This is a genomic window from Maribacter sedimenticola (assembly GCF_900188415.1).
Taxonomy (GTDB): Bacteria; Bacteroidota; Bacteroidia; order Flavobacteriales; family Flavobacteriaceae; genus Maribacter; species Maribacter sedimenticola.
The window spans coordinates 933,003-951,663 of sequence record NZ_FZNV01000001.1 but is presented as its reverse complement, the minus strand read 5'-3'; the positions used below and the strand labels follow the sequence as shown (position 1 = coordinate 951,663).

General features: G+C 42.3%; 16 protein-coding genes and 1 other RNA gene. 8 read left to right on the top strand and 9 right to left on the bottom strand.

Annotation, left to right across the window (positions count from 1 at the left end; genetic code table 11):
* Positions 1-19 precede the first annotated feature (19 nt).
* From CHB68_RS03970 to CHB68_RS03955, 4 genes are all read right to left on the bottom strand, one after another.
* Positions 20-808, bottom strand: coding sequence for an SDR family NAD(P)-dependent oxidoreductase (locus CHB68_RS03970; RefSeq protein ID WP_089259540.1), 789 nt, complete (start codon positions 806-808; stop codon positions 20-22).
* A 281-nt stretch (positions 809-1,089) separates the two neighbouring features.
* On the bottom strand, positions 1,090-2,889 hold the full coding sequence (typA, locus tag CHB68_RS03965) for a translational GTPase TypA (RefSeq protein ID WP_089259539.1): 1,800 nt from the start codon (positions 2,887-2,889) through the stop codon (positions 1,090-1,092).
* A gap of 108 nt (positions 2,890-2,997) precedes the next feature.
* The gene (locus CHB68_RS03960; protein WP_089259538.1) at positions 2,998-3,540 is read right to left on the bottom strand and encodes a hypothetical protein; all 543 of its coding nucleotides are present in this window, start codon (positions 3,538-3,540) and stop codon (positions 2,998-3,000) included.
* 49 nt (positions 3,541-3,589) lie between these two features.
* Entirely contained in the window at positions 3,590-4,171 is a 582-nt protein-coding gene (locus CHB68_RS03955; protein WP_179213131.1) for a hypothetical protein, read from the bottom strand.
* Between the two features lie 76 nt (positions 4,172-4,247).
* Here CHB68_RS03955 and kdsA point away from each other — a divergent pair, with 76 nt between their 5' ends.
* On the top strand, positions 4,248-5,066 hold the full coding sequence (gene kdsA, locus CHB68_RS03950) for a 3-deoxy-8-phosphooctulonate synthase (protein WP_089259537.1): 819 nt from the start codon (positions 4,248-4,250) through the stop codon (positions 5,064-5,066).
* Here kdsA and CHB68_RS03945 read toward each other — a convergent pair.
* Positions 5,063-5,443, bottom strand: coding sequence for a DUF1801 domain-containing protein (locus tag CHB68_RS03945; protein ID WP_089259536.1), 381 nt, complete (start codon positions 5,441-5,443; stop codon positions 5,063-5,065). The genes kdsA and CHB68_RS03945 overlap by 4 nt on opposite strands.
* Before the next feature lie 87 nt (positions 5,444-5,530).
* Here CHB68_RS03945 and CHB68_RS03940 point away from each other — a divergent pair, with 87 nt between their 5' ends.
* Both CHB68_RS03940 and CHB68_RS03935 read left to right on the top strand, forming a co-directional pair.
* On the top strand, positions 5,531-6,436 hold the full coding sequence (locus tag CHB68_RS03940) for a phospholipase A (RefSeq protein WP_089259535.1): 906 nt from the start codon (positions 5,531-5,533) through the stop codon (positions 6,434-6,436).
* A 78-nt stretch (positions 6,437-6,514) separates the two neighbouring features.
* Positions 6,515-7,630, top strand: a complete 1,116-nt coding sequence (locus tag CHB68_RS03935) for an Sb-PDE family phosphodiesterase (RefSeq protein WP_089259534.1) — start codon at positions 6,515-6,517, stop codon at positions 7,628-7,630.
* An 8-nt stretch (positions 7,631-7,638) separates the two neighbouring features.
* Here CHB68_RS03935 and CHB68_RS03930 read toward each other — a convergent pair whose 3' ends face one another.
* Entirely contained in the window at positions 7,639-8,844 is a 1,206-nt protein-coding gene (locus CHB68_RS03930) for an NAD(P)-dependent oxidoreductase (RefSeq protein ID WP_089259533.1), read from the bottom strand.
* A gap of 281 nt (positions 8,845-9,125) precedes the next feature.
* On the opposite strand from CHB68_RS03930, the gene ssrA reads away from it, so the two are divergent.
* Positions 9,126-9,525: a transfer-messenger RNA gene (gene ssrA, locus CHB68_RS03925) on the top strand.
* A 220-nt stretch (positions 9,526-9,745) separates the two neighbouring features.
* Here ssrA and CHB68_RS03920 read toward each other — a convergent pair.
* Positions 9,746-10,162 (bottom strand): response regulator, encoded by a 417-nt coding sequence (locus CHB68_RS03920; RefSeq protein WP_089259532.1) that lies wholly within the window; start codon positions 10,160-10,162, stop codon positions 9,746-9,748.
* Positions 10,163-10,601: 439 nt separating this feature from the next.
* Here CHB68_RS03920 and CHB68_RS03915 point away from each other — a divergent pair, with 439 nt between their 5' ends.
* The 4 genes from CHB68_RS03915 to CHB68_RS03900 are packed head-to-tail and all read left to right on the top strand — an operon-like array spanning position 10,602 to position 17,178.
* The gene (locus CHB68_RS03915; protein ID WP_089259531.1) at positions 10,602-13,331 is read left to right on the top strand and encodes a PSD1 and planctomycete cytochrome C domain-containing protein; all 2,730 of its coding nucleotides are present in this window, start codon (positions 10,602-10,604) and stop codon (positions 13,329-13,331) included.
* 23 nt (positions 13,332-13,354) lie between these two features.
* A complete protein-coding gene (locus tag CHB68_RS03910) occupies positions 13,355-14,872 on the top strand; it encodes a DUF1501 domain-containing protein (RefSeq protein ID WP_089259530.1) in 1,518 nt (505 codons plus the stop codon).
* Between the two features lie 14 nt (positions 14,873-14,886).
* Positions 14,887-15,771, top strand: a complete 885-nt coding sequence (locus CHB68_RS03905) for a sugar phosphate isomerase/epimerase family protein (protein WP_089259529.1) — start codon at positions 14,887-14,889, stop codon at positions 15,769-15,771.
* Positions 15,772-15,783: 12 nt separating this feature from the next.
* Positions 15,784-17,178, top strand: coding sequence for a c-type cytochrome domain-containing protein (locus tag CHB68_RS03900; protein ID WP_089259528.1), 1,395 nt, complete (start codon positions 15,784-15,786; stop codon positions 17,176-17,178).
* 77 nt (positions 17,179-17,255) lie between these two features.
* On the opposite strand, the gene CHB68_RS03895 is transcribed toward CHB68_RS03900, so the two are convergent.
* Both CHB68_RS03895 and CHB68_RS03890 read right to left on the bottom strand, forming a co-directional pair.
* On the bottom strand, positions 17,256-18,338 hold the full coding sequence (locus CHB68_RS03895; RefSeq protein ID WP_143815168.1) for a phosphoglyceromutase: 1,083 nt from the start codon (positions 18,336-18,338) through the stop codon (positions 17,256-17,258).
* A 56-nt stretch (positions 18,339-18,394) separates the two neighbouring features.
* Positions 18,395-18,580 carry a hypothetical protein gene (locus tag CHB68_RS03890; protein WP_143815167.1) on the bottom strand — a complete coding sequence of 62 codons (186 nt, stop codon included), beginning with the start codon at positions 18,578-18,580 and terminating at the stop codon, positions 18,395-18,397.
* Positions 18,581-18,661: the final 81 nt, after the last annotated feature.

The following is an 18,661-nucleotide window of genomic DNA, read 5'->3' as shown; positions in this document are numbered from 1 at the left end:
GATTAGTTACCAATTAAGATTACACGGCTTTATGATCTAAACTGGCTGTTTTTCTTTGCTCGTAATTCTGTGCCACGACCTCGTCAAGCGCAGCCGGGTCCTCAAAATTCAAGCGATTTTCTTTCAGTCGCTCCTCTCCCCCAAAAATTACTTGGATCTCTTTATTTAACATTCCTTCCAGGGAACGCTTGGCCACAAGCTCCGGAGAATCCATCTCACGATCCTTGAACTTTTGCATCATATCTGTATTCGTAGCCGTAGGAAAAGAACAGGTAACACTAATATTGAATGGCGCAAGTTCCCGCCTCATAGCGTCTGAAAATTGACGCACTGCGGCCTTGGTGCTTGCATAAACCGAATAAAAGGGCATTCCAATCAACCCCAATCCGGAAGAAATATTCAAAATAGCGGCTTCCTCCGCAGATTTTAATAAGGGAATACAATATTTGGTGAGTAAAAGTATGGATGTATAGTTTATAGCCACCTGATCATAAATGTCCTCGTCAGGTATGTCTTCCAATGGTCCTGCAGAAACAATGCCCGCATTATTGATCAGGATATCCAAATGGCCCCATTTATCTTCAATACGCGCGGCAGTTTCCCGCAATACCTCTATATTGGCCACATCACCGGCAATCCTCAAAAACTTTACGTCTTCAAATTCTTGGGACAACTGCTTAAGATTATCCCTGTCACGGGCAATTACCGCAATTTTACTTACCCCTCCGTTTACGAGTTCACGTACCATACTTTTACCGATACCCCGTGTACCACCGGTAATAAGTACATTTTTACCTTCTAGTTGCATAATTACTTAGTTTGAGTTGAGTTTAATTTTCACTTTAAATTAGATAAATTTCCGTGTAGAAACGAAGAAATTTGAAGGATGCACGGATTATTAGGAAAGTAAGAAAATCTATCTTAATTTTTTGCGTTTTTCTTGATCAAACAGTTATTATGGCCTATACCTTAGCCGTTGTAAATGTGGATATTCAAGATAAATGCTGATGTTTATAGTGCATAAAAAAGCCACCCGTTCAGGTGGCTTCAATTTATTTGTAAAATATCCTTTATTTTAAAAGAGACGCGTTACGCAATCTTGTTACGTTTACGCTCATTCTCCGTTAAATAAATTTTACGTAGACGTAAGAACTTTGGCGTTACTTCTACATACTCATCTTTTTGAATGTATTCCAATGCTTCTTCCAATGAGAATTTAATTGCAGGAACAATCTTGGCCTTATCATCTGCCCCAGAAGAACGCACGTTGGATAACTTTTTGGTCTTGGTAATGTTCACGGTCATATCATCTCCACGAGAGTTTTCACCAATTACCTGGCCTTCATAAATATCCTCACCCGGATCTACGAAGAACTTACCACGGTCTTGCAATTTATCTATGGAGTAAGGAATAGCTTTCCCTTTTTCCATGGAAACCAAAGAACCGTTCTGGCGTTGTGGAATGTCTCCTTTCATAGGTTGATACTCCAAGAAACGGTGTGCCATAATGGCTTCACCAGCCGTTGCGGTCAATAATTGGTTACGTAGGCCGATGATACCACGAGATGGAATTTCAAATTCACACAACATACGGTCACCTTTTGCCTCCATTTTGGTCATTTCACCTTTACGGATAGATACCATCTCTACTGCTCTACCGGAAACTTCTTCTGGTAAGTCAATGGTCAAATGCTCTATAGGCTCACATTTAACACCATCTATTTCCTTGATAATTACCTGTGGTTGTCCAATCTGCAGTTCATAACCTTCACGACGCATTGTTTCTATTAACACGGAAAGGTGCAAAACCCCACGGCCAAAAACCAGGAATTTATCCGCACTATCGGTTTCGTTGACACGTAATGCCAAGTTTTTCTCCAATTCCTTGGCCAAACGATCTTTAATATGTCTAGAAGTCACAAATTTACCATCCTGTCCAAAGAACGGACTATCGTTAATGGTAAAAAGCATACTCATTGTTGGCTCATCTATTGCGATAGTTTTCAATGCTTCCGGATTTTCCAAATCGGCAACGGTGTCACCAATTTCAAAACCTTCAACCCCAACCAAGGCACAGATATCACCAGTTTCCACTTCTTGTACTTTTTTACGTCCTAAACCTTCAAATACGTATAACTCCTTAATTTTTGATTTAACGATACTACCGTCTCTTTTCACTAAGGAAATAGGTTGACCTTCTTTCAATGTTCCTCTTTGTAACCTACCAATAGCGATTCTACCGGTAAACGAAGAGAAATCCAACGAGGTAATCAACATTTGTGTATTACCTTCCTTAGGCTCAAAAGTTGGGATATGCTCAATGACCATATCCAATAAAGGTTCTATGTTTTCAGTTTGGTTTTTCCAATCCTCGCTCATCCAATTGTTCTTTGCAGAACCGTATACTGTAGGGAAATCTAACTGCCATTCTTCCGCACCAAGCTCGAACATCAAATCGAAAACTTTTTCATGTACCTCTTCTGGAGTACAGTTTTCCTTATCTACCTTATTGATCACCAAACAAGGCTTTAAACCTAGGTCAATTGCTTTTTGCAGTACAAAACGCGTTTGTGGCATGGGTCCCTCAAAAGCATCTACCAATAACAATACCCCATCTGCCATATTCAATACACGCTCAACCTCACCACCAAAATCGGCGTGACCGGGAGTATCTATTATATTTATTTTAGTATCCTTATAAATAACGGAAACGTTCTTGGAAGTAATGGTAATACCACGTTCTCTTTCCAAATCGTTATTATCCAAAATTAAATCACCTGTGTTCTCGTTTTCACGAAACAAGCTACAGTGGTACATTATTTTGTCTACCAAGGTGGTCTTACCGTGGTCAACGTGCGCAATGATCGCAATATTCTTTGTAGTGGACATAAGGTCTATTTTAAGCGTGCAAAGATACTTCAAATTTTAATAGCTACACTTAATCTTATGTTATTTTTATCTTATTGATTTTGAGCAGGTTCTATCAATAGATTGTAGTTATTTTCTACCACCTATGACCCAGCCCAATCGGGCGTCTACCAAAATACCCGTAACCTTGTCAAATTCATTGATAAAAATACCCGGGCCAAAGGCCAAACTAAAATAGAACCCTTTTTTATACGTACGCTGTAAACCATATACCAATGCGGCATTGTAATAGTAATCAGAAGCATATTCCAAATTACCGATCAATGGGGTTCCAAACTGGAATTGGTTCAAAAAAGATATGTAATTACCAGAATTACCGGATATATTCTTTCTTTTTCGCAAACGTCTTTCAAAATTGATATAGTTTCTAAAATCTGCCGCAAAACCCGGATAAATTCCAAATTGGGTCTCCGTATTGGTTGCACCCCTTAGGGCAAACCCTATGATTGCTTCCATGTTTATGGTAGATTTATTGCCTACCCCTACTTCATAGGATACTCCTGGCAGTAAGGCATTTACCTTGAAAATGCCTTCTTCTACCAATCTATTGGTTTGGGCGTTGGCATAAAAAATTGACAATAACAGTACAGGTAAGAAGAAAAGTTGTTTCATTGGTCGGATTGGTTAATTTATGTGGACCTACAACAATAATTGGACCACTTTAATCAAAAACCGGTTTTCTTGATGTTCTTTTTGTAGGTACCCAGCCAAATGTAAAACCGATCAAAGGACCGTAGCCACTTGGCACCCCATCACCTCTATAATAACCTGCCCCAAGTTCCGCATTAAAATTAAAACCTTTTGGATACGTACGTTGAATGCCGTACACCATGCCATAAAACCCAAGATTAAAATCATCTGGTCCGGTAATATTGGTTGTCAGCCTGGCCTGCGAAAAGAAAATTGCCTGTGCCGCTGCAATATAGTTTCCAGAATTACCGCTTACATTTTTGTTTTTATTTACCCTTCTATTAAAATTATGATAATAACGGTATCTATTGTTCAAGGCAAGTCCTATTACGTACCCAGGTTCATAAGTGGCCATACCAAGACCAAGTGCCGTAGACACACTTTGATTTCTAAAGAGTCCCAGTTCATAGCTCAACCCAGGACTGAACAGATCCAATTTAAATTGATGCCGTTCCAGATGAACGATTCCCGTTCCTTTTTCCGTAACCCCGTTTACTTGGGAATGTACCCCTACACTCCATAATATAAGGATTACCATACCTAATTTTTTCATGTCCCAGGATTTAAGTTGTCTTTAAATCTAAAAACTATGATATGGATTAGTACTATCTTTATATAAAATTTATGATATGGACTTGAACAAGATTCCCCAAATAAAGTATACGGATAGTCAAAATTTCTTTCTTCTTGCCGGCCCTTGTGCCATTGAGGGCGAAGAAATGGCAATGCGTATTGCGGAACATATGGTAACCCTAACCAATACCCTCCAGATTCCTTATATCTTTAAGGGCAGTTTTAAAAAAGCCAACCGTAGTAGATTGGATTCGTTTACGGGAATAGGTGATGAAAAAGCTTTAAAAATTTTACGTAAGGTATCCGAAACCTTTGAGGTACCTACGGTGACCGATATACATACGGAACAGGATGCCGCCATGGCTGCGGAATATGTAGATGTTCTACAAATACCGGCATTTTTGGCACGCCAAACCGACCTTGTAGTTGCTGCAGCTGAAACAGGAAAAACGGTGAACATTAAAAAAGGGCAATTTATGAGTCCGGAAAGTATGAAACATGCCGTAAACAAGGTTACGGAGACCGGTAACGAACAAGCGATCATTACCGATCGGGGCACCATGTTCGGCTATCAAGATATGATCGTGGATTTTAGGGGCGTACCCACCATGAAGCAATTTGCTCCTGTAGTATTGGATGTAACGCATTCCTTACAACAGCCCAATCAATCTTCCGGGGTTACGGGCGGCAGGCCTGCGTTAATAGGTACTATGGCCAGAGCCGGTATTGCAGCAGGTGTAGACGGACTTTTTATAGAAACACATTTTGATTGTGCCAATGCCAAAAGTGATGGTGCCAATATGTTGGATCTAGCCTTAATGAAAAAACTATTGACAGATTTAGTGGCTTTGAAAGGGGTAGTCAACCAATTTTAATCCAAATCAGCACGTTTATAAAAACCGTTTTTACGTACGGAATACGCGTCTTGGAGTACATCGGTCAAGATATTGTCATCAATCTCCTCCAAAGAGCTATAACGCAATGAACGTACTACTTTTCGCTTTTCGGAAACTAGTACGTTCAAATGTTTGGTAAGGTGTGCAGAATTCCAAAAAGCAATATCCACAAATTTATGTTTATGGGACGCGTTCAAATAACAGATAGGCGATTTCCCGATATAAAAACAGGGAATATTCCATTTATACTTTAATTCAACATTGGGCAAGGTCTGCTCGATCTTCATTTGCAAATGCATTAATATACCCCTGTATGGTTCTGGTTGGTTAAAAATATAAAGCTCTGCCGGATTCATAGATTACGTTAAGAAGTTCATAATAACATCTTTACATAGATGATTTAAGTCTCAAATATATAATTTTACCGTTTTTAAACTTTAAGAATGTCAAATAAAGTACCCTTTATTATAATTATAATCCTCACATTTATAACCCCTTACCGTTCTTTTTCCCAAGACAATGATGATATAAAATGGTATTTCAACAACAGTAAAAGTTTAAGCGAACTTTGGGAATTGGACGATGAGCACCACCGTGGCACATTCATCATTACGTCTTACAAACCAATTTATTTAACTGCCGTAAAATATTCTACGGACACCAATAGGTATCCGGTAGCGGAAAACTCCACCAAAACGTTAGACGCCCCTGTAAGCCTAAACACATCGGAATCTAAGTTTCAGGTAAGTTTAAAAACCAAGATTTTTCATAAAATGTTTGATGGTCGTATGGACCTATGGATGGGCTATTCGCAGACCGCCTATTGGCAAATATATAATACGGAACGCTCAAGGCCGTTCAGGGAGTTGAACTATCAGCCGGAATTGATCGCCAATTTTCCGGTATCCTTTAAATTTCTTGGGTTTGACGCTAAAATGATCGGTGCATCCATCATCCACGAATCCAATGGACAGTCAGACCCTATCTCCAGAAGCTGGAACCGCATCGCTTTTCATGCCGCCTTTGAACACCATAATTGGCAAGTAATGTTAAAACCTTGGATACGGTTAGGGAGCAAGATCGATGATAACGAGAATATTTCCGATTTTATGGGCCGTGGTGAGGCCAATATTGTTTATGACCTGGGTAGACAGCGTTTTAGGGCAATTGCCAGACATTCCTTGAATATTGGCAATAAAAGTAGGGGCAGTTTACAATTCACCTGGTCGTTCCCCATATTCGAAAATTTTAACGGACATCTTCAGGTTTTTGATGGGTACGGGGAAACGTTGATCGACTACAATCATAGACAGACCACTTTTGGGATAGGGGTTTCATTGATTAATTAACCATTATTTAAACTTCTGCACCCATTTTTAAAAGATTGAAATTCTTGATTTTCATACATTTGACAAAACAACCAACGTATGAAAACGTACCAGACCTTACTCTTTATCCTTTGTTCCTCACTGTTCATTTCTGCACAAGAACATACCCACCAAAGCTTGCGCCCCCTTTCCTTTCCGGATATACCGGGTTATAAAAGCTTAAAAACCGATTTACACATCCATACCGTATTTTCCGATGGTTATGTCTGGCCCAATATTAGGGTTATGGAAGCACTTAGGGATAATCTAGATGCAATTTCTTTAACGGAACACTTGGAATACCAACCACATTCAACAGATATTCCGCATCCTGATAGAAACAGGTCTTACAATATTGCGATAGAAGAAGCCAAGGAACATGATCTTATTATCGTTCACGGCTCGGAAATAACCCGCAGCGCACCCATGGGGCATAACAATGCCGTGTTCATTACCGATGCAAATCCAATTTTAAAGGAGAAAGCCGAAGATGCCTTCAAGGAAGCCAAAAAACAGGATGCCTTTGTGTTTTGGAACCACCCTGCTTGGCACAACCAATCCCCACAGGGAAATCCGATTTTGAGCGATTTTCAAAAAGAACGCATTAAAAAAGGTGAACTTCATGGTATAGAGGTTATTAATGCCGTGGACTACGCCCAAGAATCATTGGCACTTGCACTTGAACATAATTTAACCATTATGGGTACCAGTGACATACACGGACTTATAGATTGGGACTATACCGAAAAAGGCAACCATAGGCCCATTACCTTGGTTTTTGCAAAGGAGAAAAGTTTGTCCAGTATGCAAGAAGCCCTATTTGCAGGAAGAACCGTTGCTGTATATAACGGACTAATGGTGGGTAAGGAAGAATTTTTGGCTCCGCTTTTAAAAGCAAGTATCAAGGTGAAAGAGGCCATCTATCATGAAGACACGGAAATCGTACAGATTGTATTGAAAAATACCACCAGTAGTTCCCTTTTATTTGAAAATGCAATGGACTTTACTTTCTATAGCAGTTCTCCGGTATTTGAAATTCCCGCTTTTGGCACGTTCACCTTACAGGTAAAAACGTTACAAAGACTACCTAGACTAACCTTGTCCTTAAAAGCAATAGGCACTTTTGTAGCTCCCAGAACATCACCAATTATCTCTTGGGAGATCATCCCGGAATAGCCAGAATTCTATTCCTTACCGTCCACGTAGTCCTGTAAATAGGCATAACGCTCCGTAAGTTTACCGTTCTGCGTCATGCGTGCCCGTTGCAATACCCCATCTTTGTCACCATTAAAGAAAGCCGGGATGACATTTTTAATAAAGGCCTCACCAAACCCTTTGCTGGCATCTCGCGGAAGTTCACAGGGTAAATTATCAACTGCCATCACTGCAATGGCCTCTTGATTTTTAAAATCCACCTCGGATTCAGATATCGGGTCATACCCATAAATGGGTTCTGCAATCGTAGAAGGTCTAATAGTGGTTGCCACGGGGCCATCAATATCACAACTTACATCTGCCACGACCTTGATTTTAAAATCAGGGTGTTTGGCATCTTCCCTAGTAAATAAATAAGGGGCTCCCTGTCCGTAGAAATGACCGGCAATATAAAAATCGGTCACCTTGGCAAAACGAAAAAAATTGGATTTATATTCTTCTGGATGGGCAAAGAAGTTGGCCTTATTGCCCCGTACGCCATCCTTTCGTTTATTATATTCCCCCGCATCTATTTGGCAATATACGGGTTCATTAAAATCATTGTCCAAATATTCCGTAACATTCACCCTGCGCATACCCATACCGTCCAACATTTCACGGGCACCATTACCTACTCTTCCCCTACCCGTCAACAATACCTTGATATTGGGCAGCTGTATTTTTTTGAGCTCCGCTATTAATGCGGCTTGGTCTTCCAGGTCATTGGCCTTCGGTAATTTAAACGCCCCATATTTTAGTCCGTAGGCCCTAAATCCGTTATACGCCCCTACGATACCGGCATATCTGCCAAATGCAACCACCCGTTGCTCCTGTGTATTGGTAATGACCTCATGGTCATACATTTCTATATTTTTCTCCAAAAGGGCCCGTAACAGTTTTCTGTTATAGGGCTGCTTTTTAATGGTATGGGAAAAGAAGAAATACTTTTTTTCAGGAATTAGGGCGGCCATAGGCACTTCCTTTACACCCAAGAGTACATCACATTCCTGCATGTTATCCGTTACGGCTAAACCTACTTTCTTGTATGCTTCATCTGGATAGGCACGTATGGGAGAAGGTTCTACCAAAATTTGGGCCTGTGGAAATTTATTCAGGACTTTTTGACATGCTTCTGGGGACAGTACCACGCGTTTATCCGGCGGATTTTTACGTTCTCTTATGATTCCGAACTTCATATGGGGTTTGGTATAAATATTGCACTAAATTATGCAATTAGATACATATGTTCTTATGTGGCTATAAAAATTATAGGGGTTCGTAAACTTTTGTTAGCTTTGCTGCCCGCAGGAAATCCTTCATCAGCTTTTTGTTGTAGAGGGATGAAATGTCAAGGACTATGGATCTAGGACGGTGTGCGTTAGGGATAGAGGCAAGTACCGTGTACTGTCGAAAGCCCGACCCTTTTGAAAAAAGGGAAACGCCCCGGCACTGGTGCAAAAAAGTTCATTAACATATTGGGGCCGACCGGTTTTGACAGCGAGACTAGTTGGAATGTAAGCATACCGAGCGCTGGGAAACAGCTCGTTAATCTCATTTTTCACACTTTTAATTGGCGAAAATAATTACGCTCTTGCCGCTTAATCTGAATTATAGTAAGATTGGCCTCGTCCCTACAAGGTAGGGAAGCGAGATGTTCCTGAACAGCCCTTGTTGACGGCGGTTCTTATAGGAGCACCAGAAAAGTCAACACAAGGATACCTGCTCGCTTTGGCGGTATCACCAAAATCTTAAGAAGATAAGCATGTATTAGGCGGTTTCTGGTCAGGTACATGTCGAAAATCAATCAGAAACTAAGTATGTAGAAAGCATTGCGATTACTTGTTTGGACGAGGGTTCGACTCCCTCCGGCTCCACAAAGAAAACCACCTTCAGGGTGGTTTTTTTCGTTATGCCTACGGGAGTCTCACGCCAGCGCTACTACGCGCACCTACGCTAAAAAGGTCTACAAGACCTTTTCTAGACGCTGCGGTCGTCTCCGGCTCCACAAAGAAAACCACCTTCAGGGTGGTTTTTTTCGTTATGCCTACGGGAGTCTCACGCCAGCGCTACTACGCGCACCTACGCCTAATATAACTGCTAACTGGCAATTGAGGAATTGGTACTTAAACTATTATAAATTTTAATCAATGTATCGGCCAGTAAAGGTTTTGAAATAAAGTCCCGTACGGTACTATATTTTTTACTTCGTAAAATTTCATCGGCGCCTATATAGGAACTGACAATGAAAATTTGAGGTTTAACTTCCAAGGATAACTTTTCAAATTCATCCAAAAAATTCCAGCCGTTCATAATCGGCATATTTAAATCCAAAAAAATGACATCCGGCATGCTTTCCCCTTTTTCTGCGAGAGACGTAAGGTTTATTAAAGCTTCATAACCGTCCTCAAATACCATAATATCCGAACCAAAATAGTTATTATGGTTCAATAAAATTTTAGTTCCATACACGCAAATAGGATCATCATCAATAATACAAACCGTTTTAATTTTCATAGCACACTCATTTTTCTTATTACATAGAATTTATTTGTTAAAAATTTAACAATATAAAACTTACAAGTACCTGACAATATATACTATAAATGTGTATTAAAAAATGAATTTTTCAATAAAATTCACTATAACGTTGTAGATTTTACCAAAATTCGACAAACGGTAACTAATTCACACTTAAATCATTGTAAAATAATAGCTGCAAGTTTTAACGTATAATTTCAATACGGAAAATATAATTGTAGCAAATGAATAACTTAAGCATATAGTAAATGGTCAACAGGAAATTATTTTCATTTGTTAAAATTTCATTTCCATCTAATTAATTGTATAATTCACACTTACAATTAATTAAAAATTCTTAATATTAAGATTGCGTATTTAATTCGCAGTCAAAAGTAATTTTACGTCCATATTTTAAATAATTTTCCCAATAGCAATGCGCTCAAGACAAAAGCTATTTAAATACCTCTTTACGGCCCTGGCTCCTCTCCTATTTTCCTGCAATAGCAATTCAAAGAAAATAGATTTTAGTAGCCAGATAAAACCCATTTTAAACAATAAGTGCATTACCTGCCATGGTGGCGTAAAAAGGAGCGGTGATTTTAGCCTACTTTTTAAGGAAGATGCTTTTGCGGCCACAGCCTCTGGAAAACCTGCCATTATACCGGGAGATGCCAGTGGCAGTGAATTCATAAAACGATTAAAGTCCAACGACCCGGAATTGCGCATGCCTTACGAAAAACCTCCGTTGACCAAGGAGGAAATTGAACTACTGACCCAATGGGTGGAACAAGGTGCGGAATGGGGTGAACATTGGGCATATACCTTACCGGAAAAAGTGGAAGTCCCTGCCTTGACGGAAAAGGCTGCAATGGTCAAATTTAGTGAAAACTATTTTCTACAAAATGATATTGATCGGTTTATTCTGGCCAAAATGAGCTATGACACCCTAGTGCCCAACCCACCTGCCGAACCCCATGTATTGATTAGGCGATTGGCCCTTGACCTTACGGGCCTACCTCCTTCAGATGCATTGTTCAATGCATTTGTATCTGGAAAGACTACGTATGAAGAAGCGGTGGACCTACTATTGGCGCAACAAAGTTTTGGGGAGAAATGGGCCAGTTGGTGGCTAGATTTGGCGCGTTATGCGGATACTAAGGGATATGAAAAAGATAAGGGAAGGAGCATGTGGCGCTACAGGGATTGGGTCATCAAGGCCTTAAACGATGACATGCCCTTTGATCAGTTTACGACGGAACAATTGGCCGGCGATCTATTACCGGAACCCTCCGTTGATCAGTTGATAGCAACCGCGTTTCACAGAAATACCATGAATAATGATGAAGGCGGTACCGAGGATGAAGAGTTCAGGGTAGCTTCCGTTCTGGACCGGGTCAATACCACATTTTCTGTTTGGCAGAGCACGACCATGGAATGTGTTCAGTGCCATAGTCATACCTATGACCCCTTTAAACATGAGGAGTACTACAAGGCCATGGCGTTTTTCAATAATACCAGGGATGAGGACACACCAGATGAGAGTCCCACAATACGTTTCTATTCTGATGCGCAAAAGCGCCAAAAAGAGGAAGTCGTACAATGGGTACAAACGTATGGCTCTCAAGAAGAAGCCCGAAACTATGCCGATTTCCTGACCTTTATGGAACCCAAATACCTGGCCCATAACGCCACTGATTTCGTGAACGGCGAACTCGCCGACACCAAATATTTGGCCCTTTGGGACGATGGTTCCTGTGTTATGAAAAATATAGATACACAAGGAGCCTCTTCGGTATACCTGTACTATAGGGGATTTATGGAAGGCACCACCATTACCATTAGGGAACAGGATGCCAACGGTGCGATCCTATCCCGCTTTAAAGTGGGCAATACCAAGGGCAATACCATTGAAAAAATACCATTTAAACCCATACACCACATGGTGGACCTATATTTTGAGGCGGACAACAACTCCATTGCTCCACAGGTATCTACCAGTCATATTACGTGGTTTGCCTTTATTAAGGACCTTCCCGGAAAGAACAAGCCGGGTTATGAAAAAATAAGCAATGCGTTTTTAAATGTATTGAATTTGAAAACGCCAACGTTGCCAATTATGATCGAGAATAAGGAACAGATGGCCAGGACCACCCAAGTTTTTGAACGTGGCAATTGGTTAATGTTGACCGATACCGTAGAACCGGGCACTCCACACATACTCAATCCTTTTGACGATGCATGGCCAAGGAACAGGCTGGGTCTTTCCAGATGGTTGGTAAGCACCGAAAATCCGCTAACGGCACGTACCACGGTGAACAGGGTTTGGCATCAGCTTTTTGGAAGGGGTATCGTATCGTCCCTAGAGGACATGGGTACCCAGAGCGACCCACCAAGTCACCCAGCGTTATTAGACTGGCTGGCGCTTCGGTTTATGCATGAACATGATTGGGGCATGAAGGCCATGATCAAGGAAATGGTATTGTCCGGCACCTACAGGCAAAGTTCTATCGCCACCCCGGCCTTATATCAAAAGGATCCGCACAATACCCTTTATGCCCGGGGACCCAGGGTACGGCTTACGGCGGAACAGATCAGGGACCAGGCATTGGCGGTATCCGGATTATTGAGCGATAAAATGTACGGCCCCGGGGTTATGCCACCCCAGCCCGATGGCGTATGGCAATCCGTTTACAGTAACGAATCATGGGTAGAAAGCAAGGGCGAGGACAAATATAGGCGTGCCGTATATACCTATCTAAAACGTACCAGCCCCTATCCGTCCTTTATCACCTTTGATGCCGGTAGTAGGGAGGTGTGTACCATTAGGAGAACCGTAACCAATACCCCTTTACAGGCATTGGTAACCCTAAACGACCCCGTTTTTGTAGAGGCGGCTTATGCTTTTGCCCAAGCTATGCAGCATGAAAACGTGGAAACCGGTATTTCCAAAGCATATGAGAAAGCCACACGTGCACCTATAGAAGAGGAACGCCTACGGGTATTGAAAGCACTTTATGACCAGGCATTGGAGGAATTTACCTTAACCGCTGGTGAAAACACGGTTTTTATGGGCCTTGAGGAACAACCGGACCCAAAACTTGCCGCATTGACCGTGGTGGCAAATGCCATTATGAATTTAGATGAATTTTTAACCAAGGCCTAAGCCCTACATCAAAATGTACGCGCATGAAAAGTAATGTAGAACGACTTATAGCAGAAAAACTACAACGGGAGGTAGCCGCAAAGACCCGTAGACATTTTATAAAACAATGTGCCACGGGTATGGGCGGATTGGCCTTAGGCTCCATTTTTATGGGATGCGACCCGCTACGGCCCCAACAAGCAGGGACAGGCACACAGAACGGGTTTACCGAGCGTGACCTCAACCCTTTGGCTACCCTTCCCCCACCATTTTCCCCAAGGGTGAAAAATGTCATTTACCTGCATATGGCCGGGGCACCCTCCCAATTGGAAATGTTCGATTATAAACCGGAACTGGCCAAATTGAACGATCAAGCCTGTCCGCAATCCTTTCTTGAAGGCAAAAAATTCGCTTTTATTCGCGGTACGCCCAAACTTTTGGGACCGCAAGCCACGTTCAAACAGGAAGGGGAATCGGGGAATTGGGTATCGGACAACCTGCCCCATTTTAAAAAGGTAGTAGATGAAGTGGCCTTTTTAAAAGCGGTACATACCGATCAGTTCAACCACGGTCCCGCACAATTGTTCATGCATACCGGCAGTCCGCGTTTGGGCAGGCCCAGCATAGGCTCGTGGGTAACGTACGGTCTTGGTTCCGAAAACCAGAACCTACCCGGTTTTGTAGTCCTCACCTCGGGCGGTAAGGCCCCCAGTGCCGGAAAAAGTGTTTGGGGCAGCGGCTTTTTGCCTTCGGTTTACCAAGGGGTACAATGTCGCTCCAAAGGAGACCCTGTACTCTACATAGAAGACCCTGAGGGTATTTCAAGGGACCTAAAAAAGAATACCATCAAGGCCATCAACGAAATCAATAAAAAGGAATATGCCAAATATGCCGACCCGGAAATATTGGCCCGCATCAATCAATATGAAATGGCCTACCGCATGCAGATCGCGGTTCCGGAAGTCATGAATATCAATAACGAGCCGGACCATATTAAAGAAATGTACGGCGTAGAACCGGGCAAGGAATCCTTTGCCAATAACTGTCTGTTGGCGCGTAAATTGGTAGAGGACGGCGTTCGCTTCGTACAATTGTTCGATTGGGGGTGGGATGCCCATGGCACGGACCCAAGCACCGCCGTGGATTTGGGGCTAAAGAATAAATGCCGCGAAATAGACCGACCCATGACCGCCCTTTTGCTAGATTTAAAGCAGCGCGGCCTCCTGGAGGATACCCTAGTGGTCTGGGGAGGAGAGTTTGGCAGAACCCCAATGCAAGAGAACAGGGAAGGAAAGACCATGGGCTTTAAAGGACGTGACCACCATGGTGATGCATTTACCATGTGGATGGCCGGTGGGGGCATTAAAAAAGGTGCCTCTCACGGAACAACGGACAGTATTGGGTTTGCCGGGGTAGATGGCAGGGTGTCCGTACATGATGTGCATGCCACCATTTTACATTTACTGGGCTTTAATCACGAACAGTTTACGTACGATTTTCAAGGTAGACCGTTTAGGTTGACCGATGTGGAAGGGGAAATCATTAGAGAAATATTGGCCTAAAGAAAACTAACCCTATGGTAGCATTACGAACGTTTTTACTGGTGACAATCTTATTGTCCGTCAACGCCCTTTGGGGACAGTCAACAAAATCGATACAATTTTTTCAAACGGATTGGGGGCGCACGGTTTCATGGGATGCGTTTTGCGAAAAAACAAAATCCGCCGGATATGACGGTATTGAAATTTGGCTTCCAAGCAACAAGGAAGATGAGGAACAATTAATAGCCGCCTTGCAGCGTCATGACCTACAGGTTGCCTTTTTAAACGGCACCAACAAGAACGTCCCGTTTGAGGAAAGTTTGCGTGCCTATGGCGAACATTTAAAAAAATTGTTGACCTGGTCCCCTGCATATATCAACTGCCATACGGGAAGCGACTTTTTTACCTTTGAACAGAACAAGGCCTTTATAGCGGTTGCCAACGCCATTGCCAAGGAACATAACATTCCCATTTATCATGAAACGCATAGGGGTCGCTTTAGTTTTAACCTACCCGACACCCAAACCTATTTGGACCGAATTCCCGATTTACGCTTAAATTTGGATATCAGCCATTGGATGGTGGTACACGAATCGCTATTGGAACGGCAGGAGCAAGCCCTTTCCCAAATTATTCCGCGTACCGGGCACTTGCATGCACGGGTGGGACATGCCGAAGGACCGCAGGTCAACGACCCCGAAGCACCGGAATGGAAAAAGACCGTGGACAGACATCTGGATATTTGGGAAAAAGTTATTCGCCACCATTGGAAAACTCACGATACCTTTACCCTAACCACAGAATTTGGCCCTGCCGGCTATATGCCTACTTTGCCCTATACCCAAGTACCCGTAGCGGACCAGTGGAAAGCCAATCTGTATATGGTGAAGGTGATCAAAGAACGGTTAACCATTGAATAGCCCTATATACGCATGGATATTTTAAAACAACTTTTAGGAAGACTGCACCCCCTTGTCGTGCATTTGCCCATTGGTTTTATCATTGCGGGATTGCTCTTGCAGTTTGTAGATCGCAAAAAGAAAGAATTTACCAAGGTCATATCCCTCATTTACCTTTGGGGAGCGTATGTGGCCGTATTGGCCTGTATTACCGGATATCTACAATATCTGGGCGAAGGCTATTCGTTCAATTCCGTTAAAATCCATTTATGGTCCGGGATTGCTACCGCCCTGTGCTGTTTTATACTGTGGGCCAGATTAGCTACAGTTTCATTTGCCGCTATGCTTCAAAAAATTCCCGTTTTGGTTATCTCGGGATTACTTTTTGTGCTGATATCCTTTACCGGTCACCAAGGCGGCAACATTACCCACGGGGAGGACTATTTGGTAGAGCCATTGCCCAATACCCTTAAAGCGGCCTTGGGATATCCGGTCTTTGAGGAAAAGGAAATTGTACTTTCGGAAACGGATTGGGAATCAGCGGTGTTCTATACCGATGTTATTGCCCCTATTCTCAACAATAACTGTGTAAGCTGCCACAACCCTAAAAAGGCAAAGGGGGAGTTGTTATTGCATTCTGAGGAAAGCATCCTTACCAGTGGGGAAAACGGACCGGTACTGACGGCACATCATCCAGAGAAGAGCGACCTTTTTCTACGGATGGAACTGCCCAAATCCAATGACCGGCACATGCCGCCCGATGGCAAACGTCAACCGAGCAAGGAAGCCATTAAATTGGTAGAAACGTGGATTGCGAAAGGACATCCGTTCACTACGACCATAGGGGAGCTGAAATTACCCAAATCGCTTTTTGCACCTTATTTCCCGAAATCCGAGGTAATGGACTATCCCCCAACCGAAATAGCCGCTGCCGCTACGGACAGTATCCACTATGTAAAGAATTTTGGATTGCACGTGGCCCCGATCAGTGAGCGAACGAATTACCTAAAAGTATCGGCACTTAACTTGCCCACGTTTACCAATGCCGATGCCCCTTATTTAAATGCCATCGCTCCTCAAATTGCCCTATTGGACCTTGGCGGCACCCAAATAACCGATGACATATGTACAGCGCTTGCCAAGTTGCCCAATCTTACACGGGTACAATTAGATCATACCCAACTAACCGGGAGCCAGCTGGAACAATTGAAATCACTTCAATATTTAAAAAGCATCAACCTTTCCTACACCAATTTTAAGGAGGAATATCTTTCCGTCCTCACTGAATTTAAGGCTTTGGAAAAAGTAGTTTTGTTCAATCCTGAGCATCATAAAACAGGTACTGAATATATGAACCATGGAAAAACAGCCGTGGAGTATGGCAATTATACGCTCCCGGTCATCTCATCGGATAGTATTGTGTATTAAGGCTGAAAAGTTTATGTGGGTTTAAGACCTACACGTTCCAGACTCGGAAATTCGTACTGTTTATTGTAAACTCTTTTTTATTCCAGAAGTAGCGGCTTTGCGGTAATCCTTTTTGTGTCCCATTTTAAATGTAATAGTTTACTAATGGTGGGTACAATTTGGTCAGTGAACAGCTGTACATTATCGGTTTCCCCCACTGGTTTTACCTTAGGTCCCAATATGGCCAACCATGTATGTTCCGCTCCTTGTACTTCTTTGCCATGGTCGGTCCATTTTGCATGTTCACGTACACCTTCTCCCCTGCCGTGGTCCGTGGTAATTATAAAATAGGTATTGTCCTTATAAAAGTCGTCTTGCTGTACGTATTGCCATAAATCCGCGATTAGGGCATCGGTGTTATGTAGGGCCTTCATGTACATATCAAATAATCCGCCGTGTGCAAAATCATCGGTTTCCCCATATGCTATATACACCAGTTTGGGATGGTTCTTTTTTACATACTCCTTGGCAAAATGGTGGGTAAATACATCTAACCGCACACTTTCCCAAATAACCGGGGCTTGGCGTTGCATTTCATTTAAGAATTGCTCCCTTTCGCTTAAAGCTCCCTTAGCGTTCATGTACCCAGCATTTACGGGCACCCCACTTCTTTTGTCATTAATGATAAACGGAAAGACGTCCCAACTGGCAAAGGCAGCGACCTTTCCTGTATACTTCTCTTGGCTATTTGCCAACTCCAATACCGTTATGTTCGTATTATAGTTTTTATCGTTACTATCAATATGGGCGTCATCTGCCCTACCCGTTAAAATCTCATTATACCCCGGATAGGAAAACAGCATTGTATTGGTCAGGTCTACCTTGCTCCCTTTATTTCTATTGCCATACAGCTGACCGTGTTGGGCAATGGTATTCCAAAAAAAAGGCATGATTTTTTCCCGACTTTCTTCATTTGTACTCCCCACAAACTGTTGTGCAAGTTCTTCCTTGTGCTCGGTGTAACTACTATTAAACAAGGCAGTATCCATACCCGTAAACACATCTTGCCAGCGTACCCCGTCTAAAGTTATTAAAAATACATTGGGATGCTGTGCTTCCTGCGCCGATCCTAGTATAGAGAAAAGAAAGAGCGCAACCGATATTGTTTTTACACCGTTCATTTGGGTTTATGTCGTATTAGTGAATAGGGAACCGATTACAATTTAACACACCCAGTTTATGCCTTTTCCTTGTAGGCGTAGGAATACGTTTTCTTAGCATCGATTTTGGCATCGTTCAATACAAAGGCCATGTTCTTCAACTTATCACGACGGTTAAGTTCATTTGCCTCTTCCAAGACCGATTTTTCCGTAACCCCAGCTCTAGCCACGAATAAGGTAACATCGGCATTATCTAAGGTCAACAATAATCCATTTACAAGAAATTAATATTTTTTTGTATTAATTATAATTTTATATCACTTTTTTAAACATTTAACAAATCC

Coding starts and splice junctions, on each gene's coding strand:
- CHB68_RS03970 (WP_089259540.1), bottom strand. CDS start 808: ATGCAACTAGAAGGTAAAAATGTACTTATTACCGGTGGTACACGGGGT.
- typA (WP_089259539.1), bottom strand. CDS start 2,889: ATGTCCACTACAAAGAATATTGCGATCATTGCGCACGTTGACCACGGT.
- CHB68_RS03960 (WP_089259538.1), bottom strand. CDS start 3,540: ATGAAACAACTTTTCTTCTTACCTGTACTGTTATTGTCAATTTTTTAT.
- CHB68_RS03955 (WP_179213131.1), bottom strand. CDS start 4,171: ATGAAAAAATTAGGTATGGTAATCCTTATATTATGGAGTGTAGGGGTA.
- kdsA (WP_089259537.1), top strand. CDS start 4,248: ATGGACTTGAACAAGATTCCCCAAATAAAGTATACGGATAGTCAAAAT.
- CHB68_RS03945 (WP_089259536.1), bottom strand. CDS start 5,443: ATGAATCCGGCAGAGCTTTATATTTTTAACCAACCAGAACCATACAGG.
- CHB68_RS03940 (WP_089259535.1), top strand. CDS start 5,531: ATGTCAAATAAAGTACCCTTTATTATAATTATAATCCTCACATTTATA.
- CHB68_RS03935 (WP_089259534.1), top strand. CDS start 6,515: ATGAAAACGTACCAGACCTTACTCTTTATCCTTTGTTCCTCACTGTTC.
- CHB68_RS03930 (WP_089259533.1), bottom strand. CDS start 8,844: ATGAAGTTCGGAATCATAAGAGAACGTAAAAATCCGCCGGATAAACGC.
- CHB68_RS03920 (WP_089259532.1), bottom strand. CDS start 10,162: ATGAAAATTAAAACGGTTTGTATTATTGATGATGATCCTATTTGCGTG.
- CHB68_RS03915 (WP_089259531.1), top strand. CDS start 10,602: ATGCGCTCAAGACAAAAGCTATTTAAATACCTCTTTACGGCCCTGGCT.
- CHB68_RS03910 (WP_089259530.1), top strand. CDS start 13,355: ATGAAAAGTAATGTAGAACGACTTATAGCAGAAAAACTACAACGGGAG.
- CHB68_RS03905 (WP_089259529.1), top strand. CDS start 14,887: ATGGTAGCATTACGAACGTTTTTACTGGTGACAATCTTATTGTCCGTC.
- CHB68_RS03900 (WP_089259528.1), top strand. CDS start 15,784: ATGGATATTTTAAAACAACTTTTAGGAAGACTGCACCCCCTTGTCGTG.
- CHB68_RS03895 (WP_143815168.1), bottom strand. CDS start 18,338: ATGAACGGTGTAAAAACAATATCGGTTGCGCTCTTTCTTTTCTCTATA.